This window comes from Mycobacterium sp. NGS68 (assembly GCF_059812195.1).
Genome location: NZ_JCALCE010000004.1, coordinates 149,002 through 167,958, shown reverse-complemented (window position 1 = coordinate 167,958; position 18,957 = coordinate 149,002). Strand labels below are relative to the sequence as shown.

The 18,957-nt window shown below is 69.0% G+C and carries 19 protein-coding genes; 8 read left to right on the top strand and 11 right to left on the bottom strand.

What is annotated here, in order from left to right:
* Positions 1 to 3: 3 nt before the first annotated feature.
* Positions 4 to 312 carry a hypothetical protein gene (locus AC5Y5V_RS07175; RefSeq protein ID WP_499932241.1) on the bottom strand — a complete coding sequence of 103 codons (309 nt, stop codon included), beginning with the start codon at positions 310 to 312 and terminating at the stop codon, positions 4 to 6.
* 133 nt (positions 313 to 445) lie between these two features.
* Here AC5Y5V_RS07175 and AC5Y5V_RS07170 point away from each other — a divergent pair, with 133 nt between their 5' ends.
* On the top strand, positions 446 to 1,546 hold the full coding sequence (locus tag AC5Y5V_RS07170; RefSeq protein WP_499932239.1) for a ferritin-like domain-containing protein: 1,101 nt from the start codon (positions 446 to 448) through the stop codon (positions 1,544 to 1,546).
* A 62-nt stretch (positions 1,547 to 1,608) separates the two neighbouring features.
* Positions 1,609 to 2,817 carry a multidrug effflux MFS transporter gene (locus tag AC5Y5V_RS07165; RefSeq protein WP_499932237.1) on the top strand — a complete coding sequence of 403 codons (1,209 nt, stop codon included), beginning with the start codon at positions 1,609 to 1,611 and terminating at the stop codon, positions 2,815 to 2,817.
* Between the two features lie 52 nt (positions 2,818 to 2,869).
* Here the strand turns inward: AC5Y5V_RS07165 and AC5Y5V_RS07160 are convergent, their stop codons facing one another.
* From AC5Y5V_RS07160 to AC5Y5V_RS07135, 6 genes are all read right to left on the bottom strand, one after another.
* Positions 2,870 to 3,634, bottom strand: a complete 765-nt coding sequence (locus tag AC5Y5V_RS07160; RefSeq protein WP_499932234.1) for an ABC transporter permease — start codon at positions 3,632 to 3,634, stop codon at positions 2,870 to 2,872.
* Positions 3,631 to 4,437, bottom strand: a complete 807-nt coding sequence (locus tag AC5Y5V_RS07155; RefSeq protein ID WP_499932232.1) for an ABC transporter permease — start codon at positions 4,435 to 4,437, stop codon at positions 3,631 to 3,633. Before AC5Y5V_RS07155 ends, AC5Y5V_RS07160 begins: the two co-directional genes overlap by 4 nt.
* Positions 4,434 to 5,426 carry an ATP-binding cassette domain-containing protein gene (locus AC5Y5V_RS07150; protein ID WP_499932230.1) on the bottom strand — a complete coding sequence of 331 codons (993 nt, stop codon included), beginning with the start codon at positions 5,424 to 5,426 and terminating at the stop codon, positions 4,434 to 4,436. The genes AC5Y5V_RS07155 and AC5Y5V_RS07150 overlap by 4 nt, the downstream gene beginning before the upstream one ends.
* A complete protein-coding gene (locus AC5Y5V_RS07145; protein WP_499932228.1) occupies positions 5,423 to 6,778 on the bottom strand; it encodes a wax ester/triacylglycerol synthase family O-acyltransferase in 1,356 nt (451 codons plus the stop codon). The genes AC5Y5V_RS07150 and AC5Y5V_RS07145 overlap by 4 nt, the downstream gene beginning before the upstream one ends.
* Before the next feature lie 657 nt (positions 6,779 to 7,435).
* Positions 7,436 to 9,280 carry a patatin-like phospholipase domain-containing protein gene (locus AC5Y5V_RS07140; RefSeq protein ID WP_499932226.1) on the bottom strand — a complete coding sequence of 615 codons (1,845 nt, stop codon included), beginning with the start codon at positions 9,278 to 9,280 and terminating at the stop codon, positions 7,436 to 7,438.
* 23 nt (positions 9,281 to 9,303) lie between these two features.
* Positions 9,304 to 10,074, bottom strand: a complete 771-nt coding sequence (locus tag AC5Y5V_RS07135) for a sensor domain-containing protein (RefSeq protein WP_499932224.1) — start codon at positions 10,072 to 10,074, stop codon at positions 9,304 to 9,306.
* Positions 10,075 to 10,359: 285 nt separating this feature from the next.
* Between AC5Y5V_RS07135 and AC5Y5V_RS07130 the strand changes: the two genes are divergently transcribed.
* Positions 10,360 to 10,881 (top strand): M15 family metallopeptidase, encoded by a 522-nt coding sequence (locus AC5Y5V_RS07130; protein ID WP_499932223.1) that lies wholly within the window; start codon positions 10,360 to 10,362, stop codon positions 10,879 to 10,881.
* Between the two features lie 14 nt (positions 10,882 to 10,895).
* Positions 10,896 to 11,972, top strand: a complete 1,077-nt coding sequence (locus AC5Y5V_RS07125; RefSeq protein WP_499932221.1) for a hypothetical protein — start codon at positions 10,896 to 10,898, stop codon at positions 11,970 to 11,972.
* A 6-nt stretch (positions 11,973 to 11,978) separates the two neighbouring features.
* Here the strand turns inward: AC5Y5V_RS07125 and AC5Y5V_RS07120 are convergent, their stop codons facing one another.
* The gene (locus tag AC5Y5V_RS07120; RefSeq protein ID WP_499932220.1) at positions 11,979 to 12,572 is read right to left on the bottom strand and encodes a hypothetical protein; all 594 of its coding nucleotides are present in this window, start codon (positions 12,570 to 12,572) and stop codon (positions 11,979 to 11,981) included.
* A gap of 33 nt (positions 12,573 to 12,605) precedes the next feature.
* Here AC5Y5V_RS07120 and AC5Y5V_RS07115 point away from each other — a divergent pair, with 33 nt between their 5' ends.
* Positions 12,606 to 13,367, top strand: a complete 762-nt coding sequence (locus tag AC5Y5V_RS07115) for an alpha/beta hydrolase family protein (protein WP_499932218.1) — start codon at positions 12,606 to 12,608, stop codon at positions 13,365 to 13,367.
* Between the two features lie 28 nt (positions 13,368 to 13,395).
* Here AC5Y5V_RS07115 and AC5Y5V_RS07110 read toward each other — a convergent pair whose 3' ends face one another.
* Entirely contained in the window at positions 13,396 to 13,641 is a 246-nt protein-coding gene (locus tag AC5Y5V_RS07110) for a hypothetical protein (protein ID WP_499932216.1), read from the bottom strand.
* Positions 13,642 to 13,680: 39 nt separating this feature from the next.
* Here AC5Y5V_RS07110 and AC5Y5V_RS07105 point away from each other — a divergent pair, with 39 nt between their 5' ends.
* Positions 13,681 to 14,592, top strand: a complete 912-nt coding sequence (locus tag AC5Y5V_RS07105) for a hypothetical protein (RefSeq protein WP_499932215.1) — start codon at positions 13,681 to 13,683, stop codon at positions 14,590 to 14,592.
* On the opposite strand, the gene AC5Y5V_RS07100 is transcribed toward AC5Y5V_RS07105, so the two are convergent.
* A complete protein-coding gene (locus AC5Y5V_RS07100) occupies positions 14,557 to 15,216 on the bottom strand; it encodes a class I SAM-dependent methyltransferase (protein ID WP_499932213.1) in 660 nt (219 codons plus the stop codon). The genes AC5Y5V_RS07105 and AC5Y5V_RS07100 overlap by 36 nt on opposite strands.
* Before the next feature lie 27 nt (positions 15,217 to 15,243).
* Between AC5Y5V_RS07100 and AC5Y5V_RS07095 the strand changes: the two genes are divergently transcribed.
* Together AC5Y5V_RS07095 and AC5Y5V_RS07090 are read left to right on the top strand one after the other, a co-directional pair.
* Positions 15,244 to 16,089 carry a helix-turn-helix transcriptional regulator gene (locus AC5Y5V_RS07095; protein ID WP_499932211.1) on the top strand — a complete coding sequence of 282 codons (846 nt, stop codon included), beginning with the start codon at positions 15,244 to 15,246 and terminating at the stop codon, positions 16,087 to 16,089.
* Positions 16,086 to 17,474: a xylulokinase gene (locus tag AC5Y5V_RS07090; RefSeq protein ID WP_499932209.1), complete on the top strand. Its 1,389-nt coding sequence runs from the start codon at positions 16,086 to 16,088 to the stop codon at positions 17,472 to 17,474. The genes AC5Y5V_RS07095 and AC5Y5V_RS07090 overlap by 4 nt, the downstream gene beginning before the upstream one ends.
* Here the strand turns inward: AC5Y5V_RS07090 and AC5Y5V_RS07085 are convergent.
* A complete protein-coding gene (locus AC5Y5V_RS07085; protein WP_499932208.1) occupies positions 17,471 to 18,955 on the bottom strand; it encodes a bifunctional phosphatase PAP2/diacylglycerol kinase family protein in 1,485 nt (494 codons plus the stop codon). The genes AC5Y5V_RS07090 and AC5Y5V_RS07085 overlap by 4 nt on opposite strands.
* Positions 18,956 to 18,957: the final 2 nt, after the last annotated feature.

The window sequence follows — 18,957 nt, the reverse complement described above, 5'->3', positions numbered from 1 at the left end:
CCGTCAGGTCGGCGTCCAGACCCACTGCTGACGGCCGTAATCCCACAGCGGAACGGCCGTCGGCGGCGCCCACGACGGCCGCGGCGGGGGCGGCGGCGCCCACAGCGGTGCGTTCATCGGCGCATATGTCGGCGGGCGCTGCCACCATGCGGGCGCCGGCGGCGGCGGTATGCACTCATTGGTCGCCACGATGTGCGACCAGTTCGGGTCGCATTGCGCCGAGCTGACTCCCGGCGGCGCAACAGCCGCAGCCGCGAATCCCGCTAACGCGACCGCGACGCGGGCGGCCGGACGGCGAAGAAACCGCGTCATCGTAGAACCTCCCTCTGCGCCGGCGCAGCGCTTCAACAGCCACCCGCCAAGGCTTGACAGTACCGTCGAACGCGGCGCACTGTGATACACGTCATATGACCACTGGTCACACGGGGCGGAGAGGTGGCAGCTCATGACCACACGGGACATGTACACCGACGTGCCCGAGCCGTTGTTCCGCGACGTCCCCAGCGCCGGCGACGCGCGTTTCACCTGGGAGTACGACGAGGGCCGCGCGCGGCTCCTCTCCCTGTACCAAAAAGGCAAGGACAAGCAATGGGACGCCCAGTCGCGCATCGACTGGGCGCAGGACGTCGACCCGATGAACCCCGTCGGGCTGCCCGACGAGTTCCATCCGCTATTCGGCAGCCCGATGTGGGAGGCCGCCGACGAATCGCTGCGCGCCCAGATGCGCCAGCACAGCCAGGCCTGGCAGTTTTCGCAGTTCCTGCACGGCGAGCAGGGGGCGATGGTGTGCGCGGCCAAGATCGTCGAGGTCGTCCCGGACCTGGACGCGAAGTTCTACGCGGCCACCCAGACCATGGACGAGGCCCGGCACGTCGAGACGTTCTCGCGATTCCTGCAGGAGAAGGTCGGCCTGGTCTACCCGATCAACAAGCACCTGACCGCGCTGCTGGACGACACCCTCCACGACTCGCGCTGGGACATGCCCTACCTCGGTATGCAGGTCCTGATCGAGGGACTCGCGCTCGCCGCCTTCGGGGTGCAGCGCGACCTGGCGGCACCGGGCTCTCTGGCCAAGCAGGTGCTGGCCTACGTCATGCAGGACGAGGCCCGCCACGTCGCCTTCGGCCGAATCTCGCTGAAGGACTACTACGGAGCGCTGACCGATGCCGAGCGCGACGAGCGCGAAGAGTTCGTCGTCGATGCCTGCTATCTGATGCGCGACCGGTTCCGCGGCGAGGAGGTGTTCGAGACACTCGGCCTTGACGTCCAAGCGTGTGCCGAGTGGGTCGACACGTCGCCGATCATGATCCAGTTCCGCTCGCACCTATTCAGCCGCATCGTGCCGATCGTCAAGGACATCGGGCTGTGGGGCGACAAGGTGCAGAAGGCCTTCCGCGACATGGGTGTCCTCGACATGTCCGGCTTCGACATCGAGTCGCTGATGAAGGCCGACGAAGATCAGGCCGAAGCGCTGGACAAGGCACACGCCGAGATGGCCAGCCGGGCCCTCGAGGTGGACCAGGTGATCGCCGCGGGCGCAAGCTAACCGCGAAATGCGGCCCTCGCGGGCCGCGCCCTGCCTATCATGGTCGACGTGGCGGCGGTCCGATGACGAAGGCCCCGCCGCGTTTCATCGTCGCGATCCTGCTGTGCGTCGTCCCGCTCAGTCAGATACCGCTCGACGTCTACACCCCGGCGCTGCCGCGGATGGTCGTCGATTTGCAGTCCACGTCGACGGCCATGCAGAACACCGTGACCGCCTACATGCTCGGCCTGAGCATCGGCTTCATCCCGGTCGGCGTTCTCGCCGACGCGTGGGGCCGCAAGCGAATACTGCTGAGCTGCCTGGGTGTCGTGATCGCCACCAGCCTGCTGTGCGCGGTCGCCACCAACGTCCCATTTCTGCTGGTCGCGCGGTTTCTGCAAGGGCTGGCGGCCTGCGCATGCATGGTGCTCAGTTACGCCGTCGCCGCGGACTGTTTCCGCGACGCCAAGTTGACATCCGTGTCGGGCCTGCTCGGAGCGGCGTGGGGGCTGGCGCCCGTCCTCGCGCCCGCACTGGGCGGTGTCCTCGTCCAATACGTCTCGTGGCGAGTGGTTTTCGTCTTCATCGCGGCGATCACCGCGGCGGTGGGGGCGCTGGTCGCGTTCGCAATGCCCGAGACGCTGGCGGTGCACGACCGCACACCCGTCGCCCTGGGATCGACGTGGCGGACGATCGTCGAAACGCTGCGCAACCGCGTGTTCCTGTGCTTCGTGGCGATCTTCGGGGTGCTGGCCGCCGCGCAGTTATCCTTCGCCGTCGCAGGGCCTTTCCTGTACCAGGATCGACTCGGCTTCAAGCCCGCGGCGTACGGCGCAGTGGCGCTCGCGGTGGGCGCCGCGAACCTGCTGGGTGAACTGGCGTGCAGCTACTTCGCGTTGCGGACCACCACGCGCCGGCTGGCGTACACCGCGCTCGGCGTGTTCTTCGCGGGCGCGGCGGTGTTGGTGTTGACGGGCGCGCTGATCGGGACCAACGCGTGGACGCTCACCCTCGGTGCGGCGCTGGCGCTGGCCGGATGCGGCGTGCTGTGCCCGCAGATGTACGCCTTGGCGCTGGGGCTGTTCACCCGAAACCTCGGGCTGGTCGGCGGAATAGCAACGGCCGGTTCGTATCTCATCGTCAGCGCGGGCATGGCGCTGGTGGGCGCGCTGCCCGAGAACTCCCAGGACACGTTGGGCTGGCTCTACATCGGCTGCGGAGTCGTCGCCTTGGGTCTGCTGGGCTGGGCGACGTCGAGCCGACGGGCATCGCCGGCGCGAATGCCGGACTAATACACGCAATTCGGCATTTCACGTGCCTCAACCCAACACTCGCCGGGCAGTTCTAACAGGTGCTCGCCCTGCGGTAACCGACGGCCATCGGGCGAGCACACAACGCGACAGCGCCGACGCACCAGAGCAGCAGTCCCGTCATCGGCGCTGCCGCCGGCCCGCCGAGGGACAGGCTGCGCATCACGTCCACCGCGCAGCTCATCGGTTGGTACTGGACGATCGGCTGCAACCAGGACGGATACTGCCCGCGCGGCACGAAACCTGTTGAGAAGAAAACCAGCAGGGCGACCCCCAGGCCCGTCGCTTCCGCCACGACCACGTTGGTCAGCCGCACCGCGACGGTGGTCACGAGGAACGAGAACGCCACCCCGAACAACACGGGTATGCACAGCCAGAGCACGGCCGCCGTAATGCCTTGATTGAAACGGAAACCCAGCAGCAGGCCGGTGACGAGGACCACCATGGTGCTGAGCTGGATGCGGATGGTTTCCGCCGCGAACCGTGCCAGCAGGCCCGAGACGCGATGAATCGGCAGTACCCACAGCCGGGTGAGCAGACCCTCGTCGCGCTCGCGCATCAGCGCGATGCCCGCGGCCGAGGAACCGAACACCGCACCGACCAGCGCGGTCATCGGAACGGTCCCGTACAACGCGTCATGTCCCGTGACGGCGGTGACCGGACGTCCGAAAACCAGGTTCACCGCCAGGAGGAACAACACCGGCAGTAACAGCGCCTCGATGACCACGCGCACGTCGCTGCGCCAGCCCATCAGTAACCGCTGCAGCAGGATCCACGTCTGCATGGCGAGACCGGTCATCGGCGCATCCTCGACAGGACGACGCGGTACAGGAGCGCCGCGGCCACAGCCAATCCCACGACGTAGGCCAGCGCCGGCAGCACTGTCGTAACGATTGACGCCGGATCCTGGTGTCGGTGTCCGGCCAACGCCCGCAATGCCTCGACGAACACCGAAAGCGGCTGGTAGCGCACGAACGGCCGGATCCAGCCGGGGAACTGGTCGGCCGGTTCGATGCCCACCGAGAGGTAGCCGAGGATCAACTGCGGCAGCAGAAGCAGGTGGGGGGTCGCCTCCGGATTACCCACGGCGATGCCGATCAGGTCGCCCACCAGCGACAAACTGAGCCCTATGAGCAGGACCAGGCCGCAGAAAACAGCGGTCGGCACCGCGCCGCCGTAGAAGCGGAATCCGATCACGTGCCCGCAGAGCACGGCGATCGCCAGCGCGACCGCGCAACGGTAGCCGTTGGCGGACATCCGCGCCGCCAACGGGATGACGGGTGACATCGGCATCGTCCGGAACCGCCGTTCGATGCCCTGCACCGAGTCGGTGGCCGAACGGATCGCCGCCGACATCGCGGAAAAGAACACCGCCTGAATGGCGATCAGCGGCATCAGGTACTGGGCGTAACTGCCTGAGCCCGGAACGAAATGGCCCATCACCTGCCTCAGCGGCAGATAGAAGCTCACGGTGAAGACCGCGGACAACGCAAGCGCGATCAGCAATTCGCCGTTGCGCACGGTCGGCGCGATCACCCGCATGGTGAGCACCCACCACTGCTGCAGGGACGACGGCGCCACCTGCGCCGGGATGGGGCTCACGTGCTGACGTCGGCCGCGGTTTCCACCGGGCGCGACGCGGGGTCGCCGGTCAGCGCCAGAAACACGTCGTCGAGCGACGGACGGCGCAACACCACGTCCGCCACCTCGATGTCGGCGTCGGCGAGGTGTTTGAGCGCGCGCATCAGCGTGGCCGCCCCGTCGGGCGCCGGCATGACGACACGCGCCTGCTCGGCCATCAGCAGCGGCCGATCATGTTGCGGCAGCAGCGTTTCGAGTGCGGCGGCGGCCGCCGCGACGTCCGCTGGATCACGCGGGACGATCTCGCAGAAACTGTCGCCGGTGCGCTGCTTGAGCTGACTGGGAGTGCCTTCGGCCACCACCGCACCGTGGTCGATGAGCACGATCCGGTCACTCAGCGCGTCGGCCTCCTCCAGGTACTGAGTGGTCAGGAGCGTGGTGATTCCCTCAGACTTGAACCGCCGCACCAGATTCCACACGCTTTGCCTGCTGCGGGGATCCAGCCCCGTGGTCGGTTCGTCGAGGAACACGATCGACGGCTGCACGACGAGCCCACAGGCAATGTCGATGCGGCGCCGCATGCCGCCGGAGTAGGTGGACACCTTCCGGTCCGCGGCGTCGACCAAGTCGAACTCCGCGATCAGCTCGGCCGCGCGGGCCCTCGCCGCCGATTTGCGCAGACCCCGCAGGCGGCCGATCATCACCAGGTTCTGACGGCCGCTGAGCATGGTGTCGACGGCGACGTGCTGGCCGGTGAGCATGATCGAACCTCGCACCTGATCCGGCTGCGCTTCGACGTCGAACCCGGCCACCCGCGCTTCTCCCCTGTCGGGACGGGTGAGGGTGGACAGGATGTCGATCAGCGTGGTCTTGCCGGCGCCGTTCGGCCCGAGTAGTCCGACCACCTCGCCGCGGGTGATGCGGAAACTGATGTCCCGCAACGCGACGACATCACCGAACGACTTGCCGATGCCGCTGACCTCCACGGCCGCATTGTCGTCATCCGTCACAGACCGACCGCGCGTTCCAAGTCCTTGAGCGAGACTTCCAGGTAATCGAGTAGCTGTTCGGCACCGGGCACGATTCCCGCGCACGCGACCAACGAGAACGCGACGGTGTCGGCATCGCTGACCACGCCGAAGTTCAGCGCCTGCCCGGTGAGCGTGGGCGGCACCGCGTACGTCGCCTCCAGACGCGCGCCCCCGCGGTAGAGCGCCTCCCGCGGCGCCGGCACATGGGAGATCGCGACGTTGAACACCGGTGGGATCCGGGCGCCGATACCCGAACCGCCGCCGACTGGAATGCAGATCACGCCGGCCAGGTGAATGGCAACTTGCCGGGGCAGCGACCTGATGAATTGTTTGTTGTAGCTCATCGATTCGCTGATCACGTTCAGCCGCTCGACGGGGTCGTCGATCTGGGTGCCCAGGTTGCACACCGCGCTGCCGAAGATGTTGCGCTCGTTGGCGTCCTCGACGGCCCGGATGCTCACCGGAAGCATCGCCGCCAGCGGCGTGTCCGGCAGCGCATCGCGCTCGATCAGATACGAACGCAACGCACCCGCCGTCATTGCGACCACCACGTCGTTCGTGCTGACGCTCGCCGCGCGCGCGACGTCGTCGAGCCGCTGCAGGGGCCACGCGCGCACCGCCGCGCTGCGCGGTCCGCCGCCGGGAGCGTTGAACATGGTTCGGGGCGCCCGGAACGCGGGGAACAGTTCCCGCTCGCGCAGCGCCGCCCGGATCACCGACGCTGACTGACGGGCCGCGACGGCCGCATCGGCCATCGCCGCGCGCTTCGTGCGCCTGCGCCGCGGCGGCGGCGCCGAGTCGGTGGTGGCGCCCTCCTGCCTTGTCCAACTGGCCCGGACGCTCCTGTCCTCGGGGTCGGTGCTCAGCGCGCCGTGCAGCAGCCGCATGCCTGACACGCCGTCGAGCAGCGCATGGTGACTCTTGATATAGACGGCGAACCGGCCGCCCTGCAGGCCGCCGATGACGTAGGCCTCCCACAGCGGCCGGGTCCGGTCCAGCATTCCGCTGTGCAACGTCGACAGCACGTCGAAGAATTCACGGTCCCCGCCCGGCGCCGGTAGGGACACCAGTTTGAGGTGCTGCGCGAGGTCGATTTGCTTGTCGTACACCCAACGCACGGGCGAGGTACCACGTCGGGTGACCTTCGGGTGGCCCCGGAAAACGGTGGCGACGTCGGTACATTTCAGCAGCGCTTCATAGATTTGCTGAGCGAAGTCAGCATCCGCGTGAGCCGGCGGTCTGAACACCTGCAGCGAGGCAATGTGCATCGGATGTTCGTCGGATTCCAGCTTCAGCATCACCGCGGCCTCGGGTGTGGCGAATCGCCCCACGGTGCCCTCCCAAAAAATATGACTACTTCGGCGCCGCTCCACGCCGGCGAGAACCCACTCCTACCCACGGCCTGGCGGCAACACACGATCAACGGTTAGAGGCCCGAACCCCTCGGAGTGCGATGCTACGCAACCCGCGGCGTACCGGCTAGCTTTCGGCAAACCTTCTTCGGCGGGTAGGTCGACCGTCGCGCGGCCGGGGTGGCGCGTGCCCGGAGCTGCGCCGCGTTGCAGCGTCGGCGGCGTCACCGCGGCAAGCTTCGCGCCTCCGGTCATCCACGTCCCGAATCGCTTGCTGCGTAAACTGTTGAGCCACAAGCAAACACAACACTGGACATTGGCGGAAGCTGGCGGCGGTCGAAGACGCACGCGACAGCTTCGGGCGACAATGCCAAGGCGGCCCGTCGCTTTCTGCCGGCGTCGGTTGCCGAGCTCGTCCACTCTCCGTTCGAGAGTCGCCGCGGGCTGGCGAAGCGTCCAGCCCTTCAACATTCATAGCGTTTACACAGCGGACACCTCGGCGTTGTTGAGTTCCAGTGGTTGATGCTCGGCGATCGACGGCTCTGCGGCAAAGACGGTCCCGCGTCAACACCCGGCGCTAGTACACCAACCGCCCACGCGTGCCTGACTCCGGCAGCCGGCACGCTACTCCTGGAGTCATTGCCGCGGGGTCAGCCGCAGCAACGGCTTCGGCCGTGGAACCGTACCGGCGTTCGACGGGTGACCGGCGTCGGTCCACTCGTCCGCGACGCCGACGAGACCGGTCGTCGCCCGACGGTCCTTCAGCACCGCCTCGGGCGAACCAACCGGATAGCGCGTGGCCGTCGCCGCGTAGTTCTCGAGGAAGTCCTTGGTCCCGTCGCGGTAACTCTGCCGCAGTTCGCCCAGCGTCTCGTCGAGTTCGCCCATCGCGACGCGGTACCGAATCCACCGGTGCAGGCCGAAGTCGAAGTCGTCGAACAGCGCGGCGGCGTCCACGCCGCGGTTGGCCAGGCCTTCGACGGTGTCCGCCGTCATCTTCAGATTCATCCCGCCCTCGCCGGGGCGCTGCAGCACCGCGGCCACCCGATCGCGGAAGCCGGGCATGGTGATCTGGGTGGTGTCGACCCAGTTCTGCATGGTGTCGAAGATCGCCTTGTACATGCCCACCACCGAGGTGATCTCGTAACTGCGCGGCAGGATCCCGCCTCTGCCCTGGGGGCGGGGCACCCACACCAGCGATTCGTAGTCGGGGTGCTGCGGGGTGAGGTTGATGCCGAACGTCGGCCGCGTCGGCCACAGCGAATCGAACAGGTGCATCGGAAAATTGCTGGAGATCCCGCCGTCGGAGAACCAGGTTTCGATCAGCGTGCGCTTCCCCGGTCCCCTGGCCCAGTCGACGCAGAAGAGTGGCACGGCGCTGACGAGCGTCGGGAAACTCAGGCTCAGCCGGGCCGCCATGACGACGGGAAGGTCCCACGGATCGGGCAGGGACCGGACCTGCTCGCCGTGGCAGGGGCATTGCATCCGAATCGTCGTACCGCGATCGACGCGATCCGCCACCGCGTGCGACGTGTCGACCAGATGGTCCACGACGTAGTCCGGAAAGTAGACACGCAGCCGCTTTTCGCAGAAGAAGAAGTTGCGGTTGTTGAACGGAAACCGGTAGGGGCGCCGGAAGGTCAGGTTTGTGGTCATGACCTCCAGGTCGACGGCGCGGGCCTCGCGCGCGGCAACCCGCTGCCCGAACGACGGCTTCGCGACGTCCTTGAGGTCCTTGGCGAGGGCGACCGCCCGCTCGCCCCACAGGTCGCCGAAGGTCAGCGGCCGGACGCGTCCAGGCAGGCCTGCCAGCCCGTCGAGCACGTCGGACAACCAGTCGGTCAACGGTGGATGAGCTACGCCCGGATCGCGCGTGTGACCGTCGCACAGCCCGAAACCGTTGCGCGGCAACGCCCGTAACGTTCGCAGCGCGAAGACGGTCACGGCGACGACGAGCGGGATCGCCATGGCGACCGGCAGCCACCCCAGAGCGGCGACGGCCACGGCCGCCCACCCACGGGCCGTCGCGGGCGCCCCGTACCCGATCACGACGCCGACGGCCGGGATCAGCATGACGACGCTCGCGAGGGCGACCGCCACGGGCGCCGCGCGCACTGCGGACACCGCCGTCTGCAACACCTTTCGCGGCTTCGTACGGCCCGGCTCCAGCCAGGCGCTCAGCACCGCGAACGCGGGCCGGGTCGCCGGCGAGGGCTGGAACAGGTCGGCGAGATGTGCGCCGAGATCGGTGGGCAGCGTCTCGAGCTTGGCGAATCCGCCGCTGTTGCGGCCATGTTCGGCAGCGGCAGCGGCCGCGGCGGCGATCGCGCCGGCCGACGCCCCACCCAGCCGGCGGAACGTGTACTTCTTGGCCAAATGGCAGGCGGCCCGCGGGTAGACGATGCCGCTGCTGATGCCACCCTTCATGATCAGGTCGCATTCCAATTGCGGTGAAGCGTAGCTACTTTCGTCGGTGTGCACGCTCACGGATCCGCTGGTGGGCGCTATTGCCTGTCGACCTTGTCGGCGATCTCACCGGCGATCTTGACGCCCAGACCGCCGGGGTCCTTGCGGCACGCCTCGATATCGACCACGACGTTGTTGCGAACCGTCAGCGCCCGCTCACAACTCGCGACGAACTTGGCGTCACCCTTGCTTGCGTTCACGGCCACGACGGTGCTCAACGTCCGGTTGGCGGTCGACACCGCACCCACCGACCAGTGGATCTCGTAGTTGTTGGCGTCGCCGGGCACGGTGTCCTGCCGGTTGGCGCAGGCGGGCCACGCCTTCGAGGATGCGTCGAAGAAGGCGTTCGCCTCCTTGGCGGAGGGGAACAGCACAACGACCTGGTTCACTTGCGGGTCCGACTCGTTCGCCTCCGGGGGCAGGTCCAAGACGTCCCGCTCCCGATGCACCGCGGTGTTGCCGCTGCCGGCATAGATGGGGACCAGGCCGGCGGCGGTGGCGTAGAGACATTCGGGGGGCAATTTGTAGCCCGGGGAGAACATGCTCGCCGACTTGTCTTCGGTCAACACGTCGGCGGTGTCCATGATCTTCACCCCGGTGAGCCCCATCGCGGCGTCGATCTCCGGCGGGGGCAGCAGCAGACCCGGAAGCGCGGACTGGGCGACGGGCGGCTTCGTCGGGCCGGAATTCGTCGGGCTGGAGGTGGCAGCCGACGACGACGAAGCGGTGCCGCCCCCGTTGTGACCGCCGCAGCCCGCGACCAAGAGTCCGATCGCGGCCACGGCAAACGCGGCGGTTAGCTGGCGCATAGGGAACTGCCCTCCCCGACTTGAGTCCTGCCTGGGAGCCTAAGCCAGGGCGACGCTTCCCGTACAGCCTTCATGCGATGCCGACGCCGCAGGTGAGGGGCGAGTTGTGCGCGACGAGATGCGACAATCCTCGGCAAACGTCTCGGGTTGGTCGCCAACGGCGTAGGCGGCTTCGTGTTGGCCGGCAAGAACGACGTCTGGTATCAAGGCAACTTCGGTGTCTTCACCGACCCCGGCTGCCGCACGCTGAGGGTGGGAGCACACCGAACCGGGAGGGGTGGGGTAATGCGTTTGGTCGCGACGGCCATCGGGGTCACGGCCGCCGCCCTGACGATGGGCGTCTTGGCGGGTCCGCCTCTCGCGCTCGCCGATCCCGACGACGGCTCCTTGCCCCCCGGCACGACGCTGACGCCGTTCGACGTCCAGCAACCGGCGGTCGGTCGCCTCGACCCGGCGCTGTTGAGCGCCGTCCAGGGCGCCGCCACCGAGGCCGCGGTCAGCGGCATCACCATGACGATCACGTCCGGCTGGCGGTCGCCGGCGTTTCAGCAGCGTTTGCTCGACAACGCCGTGCAGACCTACGGCAGCCTGGCCGCCGCGCGGCAATACGTGCAGACCCCGACGATGTCCAAGCACGTCAGCGGCGAGGCGGTGGACGTCGGCGGGGTAGGCGCCGACCAGTGGCTCATCGCTCACGGGTCGCGTTTTGGGCTGTGCCAGATCTACGCTAACGAGCTGTGGCACTTCGAACTGGCCGCGGACGCGGCGGGGAACTGTCCGGCGCTGCTCCCCAACGCCGCCGGGTAGCCGACCGGCAGCAAATGTCCAAGCCGCTCAGCAAATTCCTCGCCGTGGTCTGCGCCGTCGTGCTCGCGTGCGCGGCGTGCGGCGGCGGCGGTAACAGCGGCAAGTCGTCGTCGAGCCCCAACGCCAAATCCAGCGCGGGTCCGACGGGCGGTGGCGCCCTGTTCGAACGCACCCAGCCGTTCACCGGGCACATCGGCGGGTCGCCGGTGTCGCCGCGCAGCTCGGCGATCATCCAGGCGCTCGCCGGCATGGGTGGGTGGGGCAACGGCAATGCGTTCCAAGTCGACTTCTCGATCCCGATCTTCTACGCCGACAAGACCACGCCGCGCGTACAGGTCGTCGGCAGCGAGAACTACTGCTTCGGCGGCGGCCCCGACTGCGAACACGTGCCGGCCAGCATGCCCGTCCCGGCCGGGGCCTACTTCGAGGGGTCCACGAACCTGACGTGCGACCCGTCCGGCAACACCGACGGCCAGGGCGACTGCCACCTGCTGGTCGTGGACCGCGACGAACACAAGCTCTACGAGGTCTATCAGGGGTCGAAAAAGGGCGAATCCATCGCCGCCGAAGGCTTTTTCGTGTGGGACCTGAACAAGGCGTACCCGGAGACGTTGCGCGGCGACCAGTGCACCAGCGCCGACGCCGCCGGCTTTCCGATCGCCGCGCTGCTGCCGACGGCCGACGAGGTCGCCGCCGGCGCCGTCAATCACCCGCTGCGGTTCATCCTCCCCAACAGCCGGATGAAGAAGGGCGTCTATGTGCGCCCGGCGACGCACGCCGGCGGTCCGGACAGCACCGACCCGAACGCCCCGCCGTACGGCGTGCGGTTCCGGCTGAAGGCCGACTTCGACGAGTCGCCCTTCTCGGAGTCGGAGAAGGTGGTCCTGCGAGCGCTGAAGAACTACGGCATGCTGCTGTCGGACGGCGGGGAGATCCCCTTGACGTTCGCCGACGACAAGACCAGCACCGCCAAGTGGTCCGAGCTCGGCATCAAGGCCGACTCCTTCAGCAAGATCGGGGTCGACCAGTTCGAGGTCGTCGAGCTCGGCGCCGAGGTGCCGGTGACCTACAAGTGCGTCCGCAATCACTGAGACGCGTTACGCGCCGTTGCAGACGCCCGAGTCGCGGATCGTGTTGCCGTACACGTTGGCGGTCGCGATGGGCGCGTTGATCACCCCGGACGGCCACTTCTCCTTCATCTTCTTGCTGAGCTGAGTCAGCTGATACCAGAGGTGGTAGAACGAATCGCCGTTGTACAGCGGCGAATATTCGTTCTTGTCGTAGTTGACCACCCACAGCGTGTGCACGCGCGGATCGAGGAACGCGGCCGACTGGTCCAGGTTGGCCTGCACCACGTTGGCCGCGCCCTGGACGCCGGGTGCCTCATACACATCACGCTGACTGCCGAGGAAGTGCTGGAAGTCGAACACCTGACCCATCAGCCGGGCGTACTGGGCGTCGAACCACTGGCACGCCTCACGCTGGGCGGTGACCTGCTCCGGCGTCACCCGGTCCTGCCACATGTTGTACGGGAACACCGAATAATCCGGCTGCCATTCCGACGGGTGCGGGACGTAGACGGGCAGCGGTTGGTAGTCGGCGGCGGCCGTGCCCGCCAGGCACACGGCGACGGCCAAGGCTCCCCCCCAGCGCGGCGCCGACGCTTCTGAGCCTCGTGGGCATCGGCCCATTATCTACGGCTGCGCGCATGGTAGATATCCACCATGGCCGAACGCGTCACGTTCCCCAGCTCCACCGGTCCATCGCTGGCCGGCGTCATCGACGCGCCGACAGGACCGGTGCGCGGCTGGGGTGTGTTCGCGCACGGCTTCACGCTGCACAAGGACTGCCCGGCGGCGGCCCGGATCTGCAAGCAACTGGCCGCCGACGGCATCGGCATGCTGCGCTTCGACGCGCTGGGTCTCGGTGCATCGGAAGGAGACTGGGGCGACGGGTCGTTCACCGTCAAGGTCGACGACATCGTCAAGGCATGCGAGTTCATGGCCGAACGGGGCACCGCGGCCGACATCCTGATCGGGCACTCGTGGGGCGGCGCGGCCGTGCTGGCCGCGGCGCGGCAGGCGCCGGGCGTGCGGTCGGTGGTGACCGTGGCCGCGCCCGTGGATCCCAGCCACGTCGAGAAGCACTACGACGCGGTGGTTGATCGCTGCCTGTCCGAGGGCAGCGCCGAGTGGATGGTCGGCGGCCGCACGCTGACCCTGAAGCGGGCATTCGTCGAAGATGTCCGAAAGGCCCACCTGCACGACAAGATCAAGAGCCTGCGCCTGCCGCTGCTCATCCTGCATTCGCCCACCGACAACACGGTCGGCATCGGCAACGCGACGGAGATATTCCGCCTGGCCCGCCATCCGCGCAGCTTCGTCTCGCTCGAGGGCTCCGATCACCTGCTCACCGCCCGCGGCCAGGCTCACCGCGCCGGCCGGATCATCGGCGCCTGGGCAGACGCCTACCTCGACGAGGAGTAACCGGCCCGTGGCTTACCGGCGAGGGCGCTCAAATTTGCGTGCCATTGCCGGTGAGGCTTCGAATTTGGGGACCCTCGTCGCGATCCGTGGTCACACGAGCCCCACAAACACCGAGCTCGAGGATCCGGGTCTGGCCGACGGTTCCCTGCCAGTTCGCGCCGTCGCGTCCGCTGACCCCGACGATCGGCGGGATCGGCCCGTACCGCCGGCGGAACACCTGCGCGGGCGTAACGGGAATGGTCCGAGACTGCTCGACGCGCGTGCCGTCCGTCATGTGCGGATGATAGGCCCCCTGCGGTACGTTCGCGGCGTCATGAAACACCGGGTGCCGGCCGCCGTCCTCGCGGTGGCGCTGGCGGCGATGCCAGCCCCCCGCGCGCACGCCGACGATTCCGCCGCCGCCCGCCTCAACACGCTGTTCAGCGGACCGGGCGTCGTCGTGCGCGCGCTGGAGAACTGCGTCGGCGCCGACCCGTGGGGCTTCTGCGCCGTCAAAGACGTCTACGGCGCGCTGGGCGGACCCTCCTCCGGCGCAACCGATTTCGTCAGGCAGGCCAACCGGTTCGAGTTCAATCAACCGGTCGACTGCGCGATCGTCGGCCCCGTCGCCGACGGCCGCCACGACGGCTGCGCCGTGGTGACCGGTGCGGCCACGCTGCTGCGGTCGGGCCTTCCGGTTCGGCTATACGGCGTGTGCGCCAAGCCGAACGCCAAAGACTGCGCGGTGCTGGGCACCATCACCGACCCGAACTGGACGCCCGCCGGCGTGTACCTGCTGATGGACCCGGCGTCGGTGACGGTGCACTGCCAGTACGCGCAGGACGCCGACCGCAACGGCTGCACCGAGAACGGCGCCCACACCGCGGGCCGTGAGCACCCCGCGTGTGCCGTCGACCCCACCGACCGCATGTGCGAGTACGGCCCCGACGACCGCGAGCAGATGTTGGCCGCCTACACCCGGTACTGCACCACCGATCCGACCAACTGCCTGGAGAACCAAATGGAAGCCCAATGGGGCCCGCAGTCGGTGCTCGCCGTCGGCTACCTGAACCGCACGGACCAGCCGTTCGACTGCGCGGGCGCCCGCGCGAAGGCGGCGACGTTCGCGGCGGCGGTCAACGACACCTGGGCCACCGACGTGCCGATCGTGCAGGTGCGTGTCGACGTGGCGCGGAATCGGCTGCTGTTCTCAGCCGGGCCGCGTTGCGCGGTAGATCGACAGTGACCCCGACATCGTCCGGATCACCCGCGCCTCGGTGACGTCGACGAAACCCGCCCGCTCGATCAGCTCCGGCAGGATCCCGTCAGCGTTGGGCTGCGTGTCGGCCTTGCCGTCGGCCCACTGGACGATCCGGAACCCCAGCCGCATCAGGGCCTCGCGCTGCAGGCCGAAGTCCGCGATGACGAGCCGACCGCCGGGTCGCAGCACCGCGAACATGTTGGCGATGATCGCCTGCTTCATCGGCACCGGGCACTGGTGCAGCACCAGGCTCGACACCGTCTTGTCGGCGGTACCCGGCCCGACGAGCTCGGCGGCCTTGTCGCCCATGCCCTGCACGAACTCGACGTCCACCCCCGCCTTGCGCACCTTCGCCCGCGCGATGCCGAGCACCTGCGGGTCGGGATCCACGCCGACCACCCGTACGTCCGGGTGACGCCGCTTGATCATCAACGCCAAAGACCCTGTCCCGCAGCCGACATCGGCGACGACGTCGCCGCGTTCGAGCGCCAGTTGCCGTACCGCCGCCGAACGCCAGCGCTCCTCGCGCGTCATCAGCGCGACGATCGGGTCGTACAACTTGGTCCACCGCGGGTTCCCCGCGGCCGGTGTAAAGGACTGCACTGACATGGTTACCAGTCGTACCATCGGGGATCGATGACTGTCTCTGCACAAACGGCCACAAACGTGTCCTGGGCGGACACCACTGCGATGGTGGACATGCGCCTGGGGGGTGACGCCACCGCGGGGGCGTTCGTCTACGAAGGAAGCCGGGTCACCACCCCGCGCCACGCGCACGATCTGCATCAGCTGGAGTACGTCGTGCAGGGCGTGCTCGAGGTCGAGACGGACGCGGGCGCCTATGTCCTGTCGGAGCGGCAGGCCGCATGGATCCCCGCGGGTCTCGGGCACGTCAGCACGATCGACACGTCGGTGCGTTCGGTGTCGATATTTCTGCATCCGATCCACCTTCGCCCGGCCCGCCACGACGCCGGAATCGTGTTGGTATCGCCGCTGATTCGGCACATGATCACCTACGCCTGCCGGTGGCCCATCGACCGCCGCTCGTCGGACGGCTCGGACGCGACCGCCGATGTCTACTTCCGCTGTTTCGCCGAACTGCTGGGCGAGCTGCTCGAATCGCGCAGCCCGTTCAGCCTGCCCACGACCCACCACCCACAACTCGCGGCGGCCCTCAAACACACGCGTAACAGCTTGGCGGACATCACGATTGACGACGCCGCGGCGGTTGCGGGCATGTCGGCCCGCTCGCTGCGACGGCTATGCGACCGCGAGTTGACGATGACCTGGCGGGATTACACGCACCAAGCGCGCCTGATGCGGGCGGCCGCGCTGCTGGCCGATCCGCAACTGAGCGTTCTGCAGGTGGCGACCCGCGTCGGCTTCGACAGCGCCAGTTCGTTCACCCGCGCATTCCGCGGCGCGTGGGGTCAGCCGCCGTCGGCGTACCGGCGCGGCGACGATTCGACGGCGCGGACATGACTCTGGTTGCGGGCATCGACTCGTCCACCCAGGCCTGCAAGGTGCTGGTGTGCGACGCCGGCACCGGCGAGGTGGTCCGCCACGGCCGTGCCGCCCACCCGGACGGCACCGAGATCGACCCCGCCGCATGGGAATCCGCCGCACGCCAGGCGATCGCGGCGGCGGGCGGCCTCGACGGCGTCGACGCGATCGCCGTCGGCGCGCAGCAGCACGGCATGGTCTGCCTCGACCGGTCCGGCCGGGCGGTCCGTCCCGCGCTGCTGTGGAACGACGTCCGGTCGGATGACGCGTCGCGCGCGCTCGTCGACGAACTCGGCGGCCCCGCCGCGTGGGCCGAGGCCGTCGGCGTGGTGCCGCTGGCCGCGGTGACGGTGTCGAAGCTGCGCTGGCTCGCCGACCACGAACCGCGCCACGCCGACCGCACGGCTGCGGTGTGCCTGCCGCACGACTGGCTGACCTGGCGGCTGGGCAACCAGGCCGACGTGGCCGCGCTGACCACCGACCGCAGCGACGCCAGCGGCACCGGCTACTACGACGCCGGCACCGACGCCTACCGCATCGACCTGCTGGAGCTGGCGATGCGGGGCCGTCGCCCGCAACTGCCCGCCGTGCTCGGCCCCGCCGACCGAACCACCGGCGGCGCAAGGGTATTCGGCGCGGGGCTGGGCGACAACGCGGCCGCGGCGCTCGGTCTCGGCGCCGACGAGGGCGACGTGATCGTCTCGGTCGGCACCTCGGGCGTGGTGTGCGCCGTCGCTGCCGCGCCGATCCGGGACCCGACCGGACAAGTCGCCGGATTCGCCGACGGCACCGGCCGCTACCTTCCGCTGGTGTGCACGCTCAACGGCGCGCGGGTGCTCGACGCTGCCGCGGCGATGCTGCGGGTCGACCACGACGAGCTGTCCCGGCTGGCGCTGTCGGCGCCGACGGGCAGCGCCGGCCTGGTCCTGGTGCCGTACCTGGCGGGTGAGCGAACCCCCAACCGCCCCAACGCGACCGGCGCGCTGCACGGCCTACGGGTGTCGAACATGTCGCCGGCGAACCTGGCCAGGGCGGCGGTGGAGGGGCTGCTGTGCGCGCTGGCCGACGGACTCGCGCGGCTGACCTCCTGCGGCGTCGTCGCGCGCCGGATGCTGCTGATCGGCGGCGGCGCCCGGTCGCGGGCGCTGCGCGAGATCGCGCCGGCGGTGTTCGGGATGCCGGTGCTGGTGCCCAGCCCCGCGGAGTACGTCGCCCTCGGCGCGGCACGCCAGGCGGCGTGGGCGTTGAGCGGGTCTGCGCGGCCGCCCGCGTGGACACCGCCGGCGGCCGACGAGTACACCGCCGATCCGACGCCCGCCGTGCTGAAACGCTATGCGCGGGTACGTGATCTGACCGAAGGCTAAGCGGCCGGCAGCGGCCGGAAGACCGGCAGCACCCGGTACAGCGCGGCGAAGGTGGCCTCGTCGTACTTCCGGCCGACCTCGCCGTCGTGGGCGATCACCGTCGGCGCGTCGACGGCGGAGAAGGTGAACTGCGGCACCTGCATCTCGTGGTAGAGCGGGCTGCGCTGTAGCCGTCCCAGCACCAGCGCGGTCAGGATGCGGGTCCGGGCGAACCGGCGGCCGATCTCCAGGATGCGCACGTCGATGAGCCCGTCGTCCATCCGGGTGCGGCGCGACGGTGCGAACCCGGTCGGCAGGTAGACGGAGTTGCCGACAAAGAACAGCGAGGTCTGAAGAGTCTTGTTGTCGTAGCGGATGCGGATCGGCCGGTCGTTGCGCAGCGTTTGCAGCATCGCGTAGGCGCCCGCCAGCGGCTTGCCGATGCGCTTCTCCAGCTTCTCGCGCCGCTGCACGAACGACGGGTAGGCACCGATGCTGGCGTTGTTGACGACGATCTGGCTTTCGTTGAGGCACACCAGATCCACGCAAGCCACGCTGCCGTGTCGGATCGCCTGCACGGTCTTGGCGACGGTGTCGCAGCCGATGTCCTTTGCGAAGTGATTGAACGTGCCGGCGGGAAAGACCGCCAACGGCAGGCCGGCCTCCTTGGCCGCCGCCGCGGCGGTGGATACGGTGCCGTCGCCGCCGCCGACGCCGAGCACCTCGGCCCGTGCGGCGGCGTCGCGCAATACCTGCCCCGGGTCGTCGTCGGGACCCAATTCGACGATCTCCGCCGCCGGCAGCGCGGCGCGCACCTCGTCGACGACGCGTGCGCCGGTGCCGCTGCCCGACGCCGGGTTGATGACCAGGACCACCCCCGACCCGTCGGGCCGTTCTGGCGTGTCGACGCGCAACGGTTCCGCCTTCGGCAGCGAGGTCTGTACGACCGGCGGGACGAGCCGCCCACCGAGCACGGCGATCCCGGCGCCGATACCGAACCCGGCCACCACGTCACCGGGGTAATGCACGCCCGTCGCCACCCGCGACAGCCCGACCAGCCCCGCCAGCAACGCCATCCCGAACCCCAGCGCCGGATTCTCCAGGCCCACGCCCACCGCGAACGCGGCGGCGCTGGCGGAGTGGCCCGACGGCAGCGAGTTGGACGTCGGGCGGCGGCGGACCCGCCTGATCAGCGGCACCGAATTGTCGGCCGGGCGGGGCCGCTGCCGGATGCGCTTGGCGACCTGGTTGGTGAACAGGCTGGCGGCTCCGAGCGACACCACCCCGCGCACCGCACCGCGTCGCGCCGAGGGCTGCCTGGTCGCGATCAACCCCGCGGCGATGGCGAACCACAGCTTGGAATGGTCGGCGGCCCGGGTCAGCGGCGGCATGACCCTGTCGAGCAGCGGCGTGGGGCTGTCGGCGATCGCGGCGAACAGCTCGCGATCGAGGGAGCCCAGGCCTCGGGTGATCTGTTTGATGCCGCGCGAACGCCGGTTCATTG

Coding starts and splice junctions, on each gene's coding strand:
- AC5Y5V_RS07120 (WP_499932220.1), bottom strand. CDS start 12,572: ATGGGCCGATGCCCACGAGGCTCAGAAGCGTCGGCGCCGCGCTGGGGG.
- AC5Y5V_RS07175 (WP_499932241.1), bottom strand. CDS start 312: ATGACGCGGTTTCTTCGCCGTCCGGCCGCCCGCGTCGCGGTCGCGTTA.
- AC5Y5V_RS07095 (WP_499932211.1), top strand. CDS start 15,244: ATGACTGTCTCTGCACAAACGGCCACAAACGTGTCCTGGGCGGACACC.
- AC5Y5V_RS07165 (WP_499932237.1), top strand. CDS start 1,609: ATGACGAAGGCCCCGCCGCGTTTCATCGTCGCGATCCTGCTGTGCGTC.
- AC5Y5V_RS07100 (WP_499932213.1), bottom strand. CDS start 15,216: ATGTCAGTGCAGTCCTTTACACCGGCCGCGGGGAACCCGCGGTGGACC.
- AC5Y5V_RS07115 (WP_499932218.1), top strand. CDS start 12,606: ATGGCCGAACGCGTCACGTTCCCCAGCTCCACCGGTCCATCGCTGGCC.
- AC5Y5V_RS07125 (WP_499932221.1), top strand. CDS start 10,896: ATGTCCAAGCCGCTCAGCAAATTCCTCGCCGTGGTCTGCGCCGTCGTG.
- AC5Y5V_RS07130 (WP_499932223.1), top strand. CDS start 10,360: ATGCGTTTGGTCGCGACGGCCATCGGGGTCACGGCCGCCGCCCTGACG.
- AC5Y5V_RS07105 (WP_499932215.1), top strand. CDS start 13,681: ATGAAACACCGGGTGCCGGCCGCCGTCCTCGCGGTGGCGCTGGCGGCG.
- AC5Y5V_RS07085 (WP_499932208.1), bottom strand. CDS start 18,955: ATGAACCGGCGTTCGCGCGGCATCAAACAGATCACCCGAGGCCTGGGC.
- AC5Y5V_RS07135 (WP_499932224.1), bottom strand. CDS start 10,074: ATGCGCCAGCTAACCGCCGCGTTTGCCGTGGCCGCGATCGGACTCTTG.
- AC5Y5V_RS07170 (WP_499932239.1), top strand. CDS start 446: ATGACCACACGGGACATGTACACCGACGTGCCCGAGCCGTTGTTCCGC.
- AC5Y5V_RS07110 (WP_499932216.1), bottom strand. CDS start 13,641: ATGACGGACGGCACGCGCGTCGAGCAGTCTCGGACCATTCCCGTTACG.
- AC5Y5V_RS07090 (WP_499932209.1), top strand. CDS start 16,086: ATGACTCTGGTTGCGGGCATCGACTCGTCCACCCAGGCCTGCAAGGTG.
- AC5Y5V_RS07160 (WP_499932234.1), bottom strand. CDS start 3,634: ATGACCGGTCTCGCCATGCAGACGTGGATCCTGCTGCAGCGGTTACTG.